10 protein-coding genes are annotated in these 12,427 nt (G+C 56.8%); 8 read left to right on the top strand and 2 right to left on the bottom strand.

The window, feature by feature from the left end; translation table 11 throughout:
- Positions 1-35: 35 nt before the first annotated feature.
- A complete protein-coding gene (locus JUF21_RS10905; protein ID WP_203664613.1) occupies positions 36-887 on the bottom strand; it encodes a hypothetical protein in 852 nt (283 codons plus the stop codon).
- 563 nt (positions 888-1,450) lie between these two features.
- On the opposite strand from JUF21_RS10905, the gene JUF21_RS10900 reads away from it, so the two are divergent.
- A complete protein-coding gene (locus JUF21_RS10900; protein WP_203664611.1) occupies positions 1,451-1,627 on the top strand; it encodes a ribbon-helix-helix protein, CopG family in 177 nt (58 codons plus the stop codon).
- A 103-nt stretch (positions 1,628-1,730) separates the two neighbouring features.
- On the opposite strand, the gene JUF21_RS10895 is transcribed toward JUF21_RS10900, so the two are convergent.
- On the bottom strand, positions 1,731-3,059 hold the full coding sequence (locus JUF21_RS10895; protein WP_203664603.1) for a C1 family peptidase: 1,329 nt from the start codon (positions 3,057-3,059) through the stop codon (positions 1,731-1,733).
- A 218-nt stretch (positions 3,060-3,277) separates the two neighbouring features.
- Between JUF21_RS10895 and JUF21_RS10890 the strand changes: the two genes are divergently transcribed.
- The 7 genes from JUF21_RS10890 (at position 3,278) to JUF21_RS10860 (ending at position 12,353) form a co-directional block, all read left to right on the top strand.
- Entirely contained in the window at positions 3,278-4,456 is a 1,179-nt protein-coding gene (locus tag JUF21_RS10890) for an FtsW/RodA/SpoVE family cell cycle protein (RefSeq protein ID WP_203624288.1), read from the top strand.
- 14 nt (positions 4,457-4,470) lie between these two features.
- Positions 4,471-7,905 (top strand): pyruvate carboxylase, encoded by a 3,435-nt coding sequence (locus JUF21_RS10885; protein ID WP_203624268.1) that lies wholly within the window; start codon positions 4,471-4,473, stop codon positions 7,903-7,905.
- A 19-nt stretch (positions 7,906-7,924) separates the two neighbouring features.
- Complete coding sequence (locus JUF21_RS10880; protein WP_203624267.1) at positions 7,925-8,233, top strand: YlbG family protein; 309 nt, start codon at positions 7,925-7,927, stop codon at positions 8,231-8,233.
- Positions 8,220-8,780, top strand: a complete 561-nt coding sequence (rsmD, locus tag JUF21_RS10875; protein WP_203664601.1) for a 16S rRNA (guanine(966)-N(2))-methyltransferase RsmD — start codon at positions 8,220-8,222, stop codon at positions 8,778-8,780. The genes JUF21_RS10880 and rsmD overlap by 14 nt, the downstream gene beginning before the upstream one ends.
- Positions 8,781-9,287, top strand: a complete 507-nt coding sequence (coaD, locus tag JUF21_RS10870) for a pantetheine-phosphate adenylyltransferase (protein WP_203624265.1) — start codon at positions 8,781-8,783, stop codon at positions 9,285-9,287.
- Positions 9,265-10,329: a SepM family pheromone-processing serine protease gene (locus JUF21_RS10865; protein ID WP_203624264.1), complete on the top strand. Its 1,065-nt coding sequence runs from the start codon at positions 9,265-9,267 to the stop codon at positions 10,327-10,329. Before coaD ends, JUF21_RS10865 begins: the two co-directional genes overlap by 23 nt.
- Before the next feature lie 113 nt (positions 10,330-10,442).
- On the top strand, positions 10,443-12,353 hold the full coding sequence (locus JUF21_RS10860; protein WP_203624263.1) for a M13-type metalloendopeptidase: 1,911 nt from the start codon (positions 10,443-10,445) through the stop codon (positions 12,351-12,353).
- The last annotated feature ends 74 nt before the right edge of the window (positions 12,354-12,427 follow it).

Raw genomic sequence — 12,427 nt, 5'->3', positions numbered from 1 at the left:
CACTAACAAGAATAGGTCTTCATGGCCTTTTTGGTCTAGTCGCTAAGGTGTTGCACTTGAATTGTAAACTGGGGATCTTGTTCTTTGTCTTTTTTGGTGAAAGTAATTTTTACGTGCTCATGTAAAACTGTGTCGAATTCAACCAAGATATCATCTGAGATGAGTTTTTTCACAACTGTTTCTGAAGGCACTGGGCTGTCAAACTTACCATAACTAGTGTTGCCTGTTTTTGTTGCTTTTTCCGCTTGATAAGTGCTAAAAGCTTTAAGCATATCCCCGCTTATGATGATGTTGTTCTTGCCTGGCTCGAGGAATGGAATATAAAATCTGCTGTTTTTTCCCGTTCCGTTTTTAAAGCTAATTCGTACGTGATGGACCGGCTCGCCATAGAATAGTCTGAGTTCAAACAGAGTGACACTCGCCTCATGAAAATTATTTAAAAAATTGACAAATACGGACGGGTCAGAAATGTTGCCATACTTTCCACTCGCCTCGAGTTCGTCCAACCCTTTCGACATGATAAATATTCTATCACCGGGCTGAACTTTAGAGATAGCATCTTTAGCTTTGAAAGTTTTTTGTAAAAAAAACAGCATTGGTCTTACTTTATTGTAGGCTGTTGCCTGCTGAATTCTATTTTCATGAGCAATTTGCTCTTGAACATCTTCGTGTGAGCGGCTGGCTTGATAGACGACAAATAATGCGGCAATAGCTGCGGCACCAAAGTTACCAAAGAAATCAATTGCCCGGTCATAATTAGAGGTATGAGTAGTTATTAATTGGGCGAGAGAGGTGAAGCCCAATGCGACGAGTAATAATATAATTGCCCATAGGCAAAGTGATAACTTGCGAGGCATTTTTTGCAACAATTTTTTAAATGATTGCATAACTATTAAACTTCCTTCTTTGTGTAATGAACTATTCTTTCCGGTTGTTTCTCTCGCTCAGAAGCTGGCTGCAGCTGGTTACAAACCACGAAAATCTGTCAAAAGAGTAAAGAAATAGGTCAATCCACGCAGCATTTCTCAGTCCGTTTGCATTTTGTTACTAAAATGCAAATATGCTAGCGAGAAAACTCTTTTAGTAGGTTGGCCAACCGTTTTTAAAGCATATTTTTGTATACGCCGATAATATATCGCTTTTTCAGATTGATTACAATAAGTCTAGATGAGCCGAGCTAGTGTGTTCTGAAGCTCACGTTGTCGAACTAAAGATATCCCTTATTTCTCAGGCTTTATGACTTATTTTGGCAGGAAGGCATTCAACGTCACCAATGCAGAAGTTGGATTGTTTGTTGCGCTGCCGAAAAAACAAGACCGAGTTGTATAGACTCAACCTTCTTAGATATTGAAAGGACCTCCTTAGGCCTGCCTTATTTCGGAGTGACGGCAGCGGTAAATGGTGTTACGCTTACCGAGTTGGCTTTGAAATCTGCGAATGGGGGTTCATCATGGCAACTCAAGAAATGACGATCGCACTGCCGGCTGATCTGGCCGCACAGGTAGCCGAAGAGGCGAAGACGCTCGACGGAGATGTTTCTGCCGTCGTGAAGTACGCACTGGAACAGTACCTGGAAGAGCAGAAAAAGGCGCGCGCGTTTGCCTTGGAAGACGACTGCAACGACTAACTAAAAATTAACTGGCCTGCGGGGGGACCTGCAGGTTTTTTTGCGTGAAAAAATAGTCGCCTCCCAGTGGAAGCGACCATTTTCGTAACAACGGTGGTGCATTCTAGTGCAATTCGTCCCATGGGTCCAGCGGAATCGGCTCGGTTTGCGTGGCGGCCAGAATCTCCGGCGTCAGCAGGTCCTTGCGAATCGCGACTTCGTAGGCGTACTGCTCGAACCAGCTTTGGTCGGCGACGTAATAGCCGTCGTTGCCGCGGTCCTTACCCCAGGAGTTCTCGACCTTCCAGCGGGTCGGCTGGCCGTTGTCGTCCAAGTCGACACCGGTGAGGGTCATCGCGTGGGTAACCTCGGCCTGCCGAATGGCGAAGCGGTCGGCCACTCCCAGCTTCATGTCAAAGCCGAAGAGGGTCGAGTAGTCATACAGGCCGCCGGTCAGCGTCCCGGTATCGCGGTCGACGTCTTGGCCGACGTCATTGCCGAACCAAACGGCCTCGCCGGTTTGCAGCTGCTTGATCGCCATTTGTGCCAGCTGGTCTGCTGGCACATTCACGAAGGTGATCGGCCTCCCGCCAACGACGGTGTTTTGACTTGGCAGGCTGTAAGCTTGGAAGTACTGCTTGGTGTCGCGTGGGTCGGCAACCAGGTTGACGTGCTGGCCCAGGTCCCAGCCAACATACTTGGCGTAAAATTCCTTCGGCGTCAGGCCGCGGTCGGCGTGGAAGTTCTTTTTGTCGTCGCGGTACTCGAAGTCGAAGGTCGCTGGCGGGTTGCCGTAAGCGTAAGCGACAATGCGGTAAATGGCACTGAGGTTGTCGTCCTTGATGGCTTCGAGCGCGTCCTGATCCTTGCCGGCCTTGGCCGCCTGCTGGAGCTCGTTGGCCGCTTTGCGGAGCTTGAGGTTCAGCACGGCGTTGAGCTGACCGGTGGCGGAGCTGTTGAAGGTTTCAGGCATGACCGACTTGGGCACAATGCCGTACTTCTCGATCAGCGCCGGGGCGTTGTCGAACTGGCCGCCGTCGCCGTTGGGCTGCTGCAGCAAAGTCGCCAGCTTGCGGTCTTCGGTCGGGGAGGCAGTGGGGTCGGCGATTACCTGCTCGAGAAACAGGTTGGACTTTTCGATGCGGTCGTAGAAAGCCAGGTAGGCCTGGGACAACTCGAGGTCCTTGATGCCGAACTTCTCGCCGGCAAAATGGCGCATGGTGTTCAGCTCGGAAAACATCCAGCAGCGTCCGGACTGCTTCTGGTTGGTGACCTTACCAGTGTCCAGCTCAATGGAAAAGGCGGGCTTAATGGCTTTGTCGTTCAGCGTGCCGCGGCTGGCTGCCTGCGGGCCGACATTTTGCACGGCCTTGGCCAGCACCTGGGCGCCAGGCTGGTCGACAAAGTCCTTGTGGTACTGATCGATCTGATCAAATGAGATTGCTTTTGCCAAATTATTCACTCCTCGTTGCAATATATGGAACCAGTCTACCGCTTTTCTTAACCAGAGGAAACAACTTTATGAGAGAAAAATGAAAGACTCTTGCCTGATTTTAAGTTTTGTCCGTGAATTTTGGCCCGGTCTTCCGCCGGCCCGACCACTGCCGGTCCCGGCGCCTTTCAGCTATGATATAATAATGTCAACTTTGCCGCGAAAGGGCGATCCCGTTGCTGAAAAAGCTGCATTACCTGGATTATAAAATTTTAGTGCCGTACCTCGTCCTGAGCGCGATTGGGGTCGTGATGGTTTATTCGGCCAGCGCGTACTGGATTCAGACCCAGTATCACTGGGCCGATAACGCAGTGATGATCAAACAGCTCCTGTTTGTGATCGCCGGCTTGCTGCTGGCGCTGTTTTTCTTCTACTTCAAGCTCAGCGTGTTCCGCCACCCGCGGGTGCAGCTGCTGCTGTGGGCGGTCCTGTTCCTCGGGCTGTTTTACCTGCTGTTTGTTGGCCGGTCGGTCAACGGCGCGGCGGCCTGGATCCCGGTTGGCCCGATCAACATTCAGCCGACCGAGTTTGCCAAGCTGATCATCATTTTCTACCTGGCTTACATGTTCAGCCAGCGCCAGGACAACATGCGGCGGCCCGACTTTTCCATTAAAGAGCTGGTTAAGCCGCTGATTCTGGTGGGCCTGGGCATCTTCCTGGTGCTGGTCGAACCGGACACCGGCGGCGCGATCATCATCACCGGCATCACGCTGATGATGCTGTGTGCCAGCGGCATTGCCCTGGGGTGGGGCACCGGATTCTTCGCCGGGCTGGCCCTGCTGGTCGGCAGCCTGTATTATGTTTTCGCCAACGTCAAGCTGCCGCACTGGTTGACCAAGCACTACCAGATTCAGCGCCTGACGGCCGCCATTCATCCGTTTCAGGAAAGCAAGACGGTTGGCAATCAGGTCGTCAATTCACTGCTGGCCATCAATCACGGCGGCCTGTTTGGGGTCGGCCTGGGCAACGGCACCCAAAAATTGGGTTACCTGCCTGAGCCGTACACTGACTTTATTTTGGCGGTGATTGCCGAGGAACTCGGGCTGGTTGGCGCGGCGGTCGTGATTGGCCTGATTTATTACCTGATCGCCCACATTTACCGCATCGGGATTCGCTCAAAAAGCGCGTACCGGTCGCTGATCAGTTACGGCATTGCGACCATGATGCTGATTCAGACCACGTTCAACGTGGGTGCGGTCACCGGCATGCTGCCAGTCACCGGGGTCACGCTGCCATTTGTTTCTTACGGCGGGTCCTCGATGCTGGTCCTCAGCATTGCGATGGGGGTCATGCTCAATATTTCCGCGATGGATAAGCAGGCGTTGGCCCGCAAACAGGCCGGCAAACAGAGCAAGTGAAAGGAAGCACGCACATGCGTAAAGTCTTAGTAGCTAACCGCGGCGAGATCGCGGTGCGGATCTTTCGGGCAAGCGAAGAGTTGGGGCTCAAAACCGTTGGCATCTACGCCAAGGAAGACGAGCTGACCATTCACCGGTTCAAGGCCCAGGAAAGCTACCAGGTCGGGGCCGGCAAGGGGCCAATCGAGGCCTACCTCGACATGGAAGACATCATTCGCATCGCCAAGGAGTCCGGGGCCGACGCCATCCATCCCGGTTACGGGCTGCTGTCGGAAAATGCCGAGTTTGCGCGGCGCGTTGAAGCGGCCGGGCTGACTTTTGTTGGCCCACGGCCCGAGCTGCTGGACATGTTCGGCGATAAGGTCGCTGCCAAGCGGGCGGCGGTCAAGGCCGGCCTGCAGACGATTCCGGGGATGACCGAGCCGACCCGCGATTTTAATGAGATCGTCGCGTTCACCGAAAAGCACGGCTTCCCGATCATGCTAAAGGCGGCGTCTGGTGGCGGCGGCAAGGGCATGCGCATTGTCCACTCCGAAAAAGAGCTCAAGGACGTCTACCAGAACGCCGTGTCCGAGGCCGTGGCCAGTTTTGGCGACGATCGCATGTATGTTGAGCGCTACCTGAAAGATGCTAAGCACATCGAGGTGCAAATTCTCGGCGACCACAACGGCAACCTGATCCATTTGTTCGAGCGCGACTGCTCGGTGCAGCGCCGCAACCAAAAGGTGATCGAAATCGCGCCGGCGGTCGGGCTGGCGCCTGCGCTCCGGGCGCAGATCTGTGATGCCGCGGTGGCGCTGATGAAGAGTGTGAATTACGACAACGCCGCCACCGTCGAGTTTTTGGTGGAAGGGGACCAGTTCTACTTCATCGAGGTCAACCCGCGGGTGCAAGTCGAGCACACCATCACGGAGCTGATCACCGACGTCGACATCGTCCAAGCACAGCTGCGCATTGCCGCCGGCGAGGACCTGTTCAAAGACATCGGCATCCCGCAGCAAAAAGACATTACCACGCGCGGGGCGGCGATCCAGTGCCGCATCACGACCGAAGACCCGAGCAACCACTTCATGCCCGACACCGGGACCATCACGACTTACCGTAGTCCCGGCGGTAACGGCGTGCGGCTGGATGTTGGCAACGCGTATGCCGGCGCGGTCGTCAGCCCGTACTACGATTCGCTGCTGGTCAAAACTTCCGTTCACTCCGGCTCGTTTCTGGGTGCCGTGGCGAAAATGACGCGCGCGCTGAAGGAATTTCGCATCAGCGGCGTGAAGACCAACCTGGCCTTTTTGCTGAATGTCTTGGAAACACCGACATTCCGCTCTGGCAGTGCGACGACCACCTTCATCGATGAGACGCCTTCGCTGTTCAAGCTGCGCCCGGTGGAAAGTCGCACCACGCAGCTGATGACTTACATTGGCCAAACCACGGTCAACGGCTTCCCCGGAGTGCACCAGCACCGCGAAAAGCTGCTGGCAGATTTTGACTACCAGCCGCGGTTCGAAAAGACCCAGCCGCAAACCGACCTGGTCGCCATGCTGCATGACCAAGGCGCCGATGCCGTGACCAAGTGGCTCGGCGCCCAAAAGCGGGTACTGCTGACCGACACCACGCTGCGCGACGGGCACCAAAGCCTGTTTGCCACGCGGATGCGTACGCGCGACATGCTGCGGGTCGCCTCGGACTTCAGCAATGCGCTGCCGAACCTTTTTTCCGCGGAAATGTGGGGCGGGGCGACGTTTGATGTCGCGTACCGTTTCCTGAATGAATCGCCATGGATCCGGCTAGATCAGCTGCGCAAGCGCATGCCACACACGCTGCTGCAGATGCTGTTCCGCGGCAGCAACGCGGTTGGCTACCAGAACTACCCAGACAACGTCATTAAGAAATTCATCCAAGTCGCGGCGAACCGCGGCATCGATGTCTTTCGCATTTTCGACTCGCTGAACTGGGTGCCGCAGCTGACACACTCGATCGACGCGGTGCGGGAGACGGGCAAGCTGGCCGAAGGGACGATGTGCTACACCGGTGACATTTTGGCCGACAGCCACCCGAAGTACTCGCTGGCCTATTATGTCGATCTTTCCAAGCAGCTGGTCGACGCCGGCGCCAACATTTTGGCCATCAAGGACATGGCCGGGCTGCTGAAGCCCGAGGCCGCTTACGAGCTGGTCAGTGCGCTGAAGGACGCGGTCGACGTGCCGATTCACCTGCACACGCATGACACCACCGGCAACGGGGTGGCCACTTACGTGCAGGCGGTCAACGCCGGTGTGGATGTGGTCGATGTTGCTCAATCCGCCTTTTCCGGCACGACCAGCCAGCCGAGCATGGAGAGCCTGTATTACGCGCTGGCCAATAACGACCGGCAGCCGGACTTGGATGTCCAAGGCGCCGAGAAGCTGAACCAGTACTTCGAACAGGTCCGCCCGTACTACCAGGACTTCGCCAACGGCGTGACTGGGCCTTTGACCGATATTTACACGGTGCAAATGCCAGGTGGCCAGTACAGCAACCTGAAACAGCAGGCCGAGTCGATGGACATCACCGACTTTGAGGCCGTCAAGCAAATGTACGCGCAGGTCAACGAGATGTTCGGCGACATCGTCAAGGTTACGCCGTCGTCCAAGGTGGTCGGCGACATGGCGCTGTTCATGCTGCAGAATCACCTGACCCCGCAGGACGTGCTGGATCACGGCGAGACCATTGATTTTCCGGCCAGTGTCGTGGACTTTTTCAAGGGCGACCTCGGCCAGCCGGTTGGCGGTTTTCCAAAACAATTGCAGGCCAAGATCCTCAAAGGGGAAAAGCCGCTGACCCAGCGCCCCGGGGCGTTGGCCGAGCCGGTCGACTTTACCGCTGTGCGCCAGCAGCTGATTGAAAAGGGCCTGCCGCACCCGACTGATGCGCAAGTCCTGTCTGCTATTTTGTACCCCGAAGTCTACACGACTTACCTGAAAAACCGCCTGAAGTTCGGCCCCATCACCGCGCTGGATAGCCAGACCTACTTCCAAGGGATGCGGATCGGCGAGCGCATCAGCGTCGACGTGCGGCCTGGCCTGCAAGTCGTGATGCAGCTGGATGCCATTTCGCCGGCTGATGCGGCGGGCAAGCGCACCTTGTACTTCACGGTCAACGGGCAAAAGCGCGAGGTCCAGATCCTGGACGAATCCGCTCAGCACACAGTGGCCACGAAGCGTCAGGCCGAACCGACCGACCAGAACCAGATTGGCGCGCCGATGGGCGGCCGGCTGGTCGGCATCGAGGTCAAGGAAGGCCAGCAGGTCGAAAAGGGCGACGCGCTTTTTGTCACCTCGGCCATGAAAATGGAAACCACGGTGCACGCGCCATTTGCCGGCACCATCACGCACCTGTATGCCGGTGTTGGCGACTTAGTGGAAACCGGCGAGCTGCTGGCCAAACTGAAGCCGCTGGCGCAGAACTGATTTTGTGAGGAGGAATTGCATGCTTGAGGTCACCAAACGCCAGGGCCTAGTGGTCTGGGTGTATTCACTCAAACAGATGAAGACCCTGCGCCATTACGGCACGATTCTGTACGCGTCGCGCCGCATGAAATATGTCTATTTGTACCTGGATATGGACAAAATCGACGACACCATGGCCAAGCTCAAGAAACTCCGCTTCGTCAAGGCGGTCGAAAAGTCGCAGCGCCCGTTCATCGCCACCGAGTACTCCGGGGACACCAGCCTGTCGGCCCTTGAGGACGACCAGGACGACGATGCGCCCAAGAGGTATCGCGATGCGCGTCATTAGCGGCGAATTTCGCGGCCGGCGCCTGGCCGCCGTGCCCGGCGCAAATACACGACCGACAGCGGATAAGGTCAAAGAGTCCATGTTCAACATGCTTGGGCCTTATTTTGACGGCGGCGCGGCCCTCGACCTGTACGCCGGCACCGGCGCTCTCGCCATCGAGGCCGTGTCACGCGGCATGGCCTCAGCGACATTGGTCGACAAGGCGTACCCGGCCATCAAGGTGATCAAGGAAAACGTCGGCCAGTTGCCACACCCAGAGCGCTTCACGGTGCTGAAAAGTCCGGTGGACCGCGCGCTGAAAACGTTCGGCGAAGCGGGCTGGCAGTTCGACCTGATCATGGCCGACCCGCCATACGCCAAGCAGGAGGCGCTGGCCCAGATGGCGCTGATCTTGGAACTGCACCTGCTGGCCCCTGGAGGCACGGTGATGTTTGAAACGGGGATGGACGTGGTTTATCCCGACGTGATTCCTGGTTATGAAAAGGTGCGCCGCCAGACCTACGGCGTCGCTCAGGTCCTGATTTTGAAGCAAAGCGAGGCAGAGTAGATGGTCAAAGCAATTTTTCCCGGGAGTTTCGATCCCTTCACCAATGGTCACCTCGATACCGTGACCCGCGCGGCCAAGATGTTCGACACGGTCGTGGTCGCGGTGATGACCAACACCTCTAAGCGCCCGCTGTTCACCGGCGCGGAGAAAGTGGCGCTGATCAAAGCAGCCACGGCGGACCTGGCTAACGTCGAAGTGGTGGCGGCGCCGTCGATGCTGACGGTGCGGTTCGCCCAGCAAATCGGTGCCACCGTGCTGGTGCGCGGCGTGCGCTCCGGCAAGGACCTCGACTACGAGCAGGACATCGCGGAGATGAACCAGGTGCTGTCGCCGCAGCTGGAAACCGTGCTGCTGCTGGCAGACAAACGCTACCGGTTCCTCTCGTCGAGTTTGATCAAGGAAGTGGCCACATTCGGCGGCGATGTCAGTTCGCTGCTGCCAGCAAACGTGAACGCCGCCGTGATGGCCAAGTTAGGTGATGCGCATGAGCAAGCAAAGAAAAACTAGCAACAAACGTCGTTGGGGGCTCATTGGGGGACTGGTTGCCGCGCTGGTAGTGGCTGCCGGTCTCTTGTTTTACCCCACCAACTACTACGCCGAGGTGCCAGGCTCGGCCGAGTCGCTGAAGCCGTACGTGACGGTTGAAGGTAAGAAGGACACGGAAAAAGGGGCCTACATGCTGACCACGGTCGGCGTGGTCGGCCCGGCCTCGCCGGCGCTTTTGCTGTGGGCGAAGCTGCAGCCGTATTCCGAGATCATGTCCAAGCAGGAACTGATGGGCGACGATGATTCCAAGGCCTATGATTTTCTGCAGGAACAGTATATTAAAAGCGCCGCCAACAACGCGGTCCAGGCCGCCTTCAAAGCGGCGGGCAAGCCGGCCAAAATGCGCCACCTCGGCATTTATGTGATGTCGCTGGTCAAAGGGTCGCCGTTTAAGGGCAAGCTGCAGGTGGGCGACACCATCACCGCGCTGGACGGCAAGCGCTATACCACCGCCAACCAGTACATCAAAGAAATTCAGTCACGCAAGATTGGCTCCAAGCTCACGCTGACCTTCACGCGTAAGGGCAAGGTGCACACGGCGACGGCGAAGCTGATGAAGCTGCCCGGCACCAACAAGGCCGGCATCGGCATTGAGCTGACCGAGCACACGACCATCAGCACGACCCCGCAGGTCAAGATCGATGCCGGTCAGATCGGCGGCCCAAGCGCCGGCCTGATGTTTGCGGTCCAGGTGTACACTGAGCTGACCAATCAGCACTTCCGCCACGGCCAGAAGATCGCTGGTACTGGCACCATTGACGGCGACGGCAACGTCGGCCAAATCGGCGGCATCGACAAGAAGGTCTACATGGCTGACAAGGAAGGCGCCAAGGTCTTTTTTGCCCCGGACCAGCCGGCCACCAGGCAGATCCGCAAGCTCGACCCGAGTTACGATAACAATTACGCCGTGGCCGCCCGCACCGCCAAGCAGATCAAGACCAAGATGAAAATCGTCCCGGTCAAAACGCTGAAGGATGCGCTGGATTACCTGAGAACCCATTAACTGATTGGAGTCGTCGCAACCCGCGGCGGCTTTTGGGTTACGGTTGTGAATCCCTTGGCAGTTGGCTATGATTAAAGCAATGCGAGAAAACAGTGAAATCACGAGGAGGAAACATGACAGATAAACCACGGATTCAAGATGATCTTTACATGGCCGTCAACGGCGACTGGCAGGAAAAAACGGTGATCCCGCCTGACAAGGCCATGGTCAGTGCCGACTCCGACCTGACTGACAACATTCGCGCCAAGCTGGTCAAAGATCTGACCGCACTGGCTAACGGCGAGCAGACGACAGATGACCCGGCGCTGCAGTACGCCGCCAAGCTGTACGTGAAGGCCAGTGACAAAGCGGCCCGCGACGCGCTAGGCATCGCCCCGATTGTGCCGCGGTTAAAGCACTTGGAAAGCCTCAAGACCTTGGCTGATTACAAGGCTGCGCTGCCGGAATTGGTTCAAGATGATTATCCAGTACCGTACGACTGGATGGTCATGGCCGATATGCACGACGCGACCACCAACCAGCTGCACCTGGCCGGCTTCAGCACCATTTTGCCGGACGCCGAGCAGTACGCGAAGGACACGCCGGAAAACCAGGAGAAGTTTGACGCCTGGCGCAAAATGGTTGAAGGTCTGCTCCAGGCAGCGGGCTACAGCGCTGACACGGCGGCGGCATACGTTACCGATGCGCTGGCCTTTGACCAGCGGCTCGGCAAGCTGACGCCGACCAATGAGTTCCTGGCGGTTGACACCAACTGGGACCACCCGACCAGCTGGGCCGACCTGGCGCACGAAACCAGCAACATTGGTCTGACCGATGCCTTGGCCAGTGTGCTGCCTGCGACGCCGGCAACGGTGAATGTCCTGATGCCGGATGTGTTTGCGCAGATGAACACCCTAATTTCAGAAGATAATTACCAGCAATGGCAGCACCGCGCCATCATCAACGAACTGCTCAATGACGCGGATTTGCTCAGCGATAATCTGCGCACCCAGGCCGGCGCCTACGCACGCTTTTTGACCGGTCAAGAGGCGGCCACGGAATGGGTCAAGGCCGCGTTCCAGCTGACGAACGCGTTCTTTGCCGATTCGGTGGGGCTGTACTACGGCCGTAAATATTTTGGTGAAAAGGCGAAGGCCAACATCACGGCCATGGTCAAGGAGCTGATTGCCCAGTATCAGGTCCAGCTCAATCACAACACCTGGCTCAGTGCCGAGACCCGCGAAAAGGCGATCCGCAAGCTGAAGACCATGAAAATCAAGATGGGCTACCCGGACGAAGAACCGAAACTTGCGCTGCAGCTGCATTTTGCCGACAGTGACAACTTGGTTGAAGCTGTCGCCAAGCTGACCAGCCAGGTCCAGGCCTTCCGCTTCGGCCAAGTTGGCCAACCGGTCGATCGCAGCGAATGGGCGATGCCGGGTTACCTGGTCAACGCCTGCTACGATCCGTCCAAAAACGACATCACGTTCCCGGCGGGCATTTTGCAGCCGCCGTTTTACAGCATTGATTGGTCGCGGGCCGCGAACCTCGGCGGCACCGGGGCCACGATTGGCCATGAAATCTCGCACTCCTTTGATAACAACGGCGCCGAATACGACGAAAACGGCTCGATGAACAACTGGTGGACCGCCGCCGATAAGGCTGCCTTCAGCAAAAAGGTCGATGCGGTGGCCGCGCAGTTCGATGGGCGAGACTCGTATGGCGCCAAGATCAATGGGCGACTGACCGTGTCGGAAAACATCGCCGACAACGCAGGGATGGCGGTTGCCTTGGCCGTGCTGGGCAAGGACGCTTCACAGGCCGAACTGCAGGCCTTCTTCAAGGCTTACACTAAGTCCTGGGCGACCAAGATGCGGCCAGCCATGGCGCAAACCCGCGCCACGACCGACGTGCACGCGCCGGCCCAGTTGCGGGTCAACGTGCCTGTGCTGAACTTTGCCGCCTGGTATCGCGCCTTCGACGTGAAGCCGACCGACAAGATGTACCTGGCGCCAGAAAAGCGCATCAATATTTGGGATAAGTAAGGGCTCTTCGTCAAGTGAAGTTGAACATAATTTATGAGAGTATCTAGACCTTAATTGGTCTAGGTACTCTTTTT

The organism is Lacticaseibacillus sp. 53-4 (assembly GCF_016861805.1).
Lineage (GTDB): Bacteria > Bacillota > Bacilli > Lactobacillales > Lactobacillaceae > Lacticaseibacillus.
The sequence above is the reverse complement of the archived record's forward strand: the minus strand, read 5'-3'. Positions and strand labels throughout refer to the sequence as shown.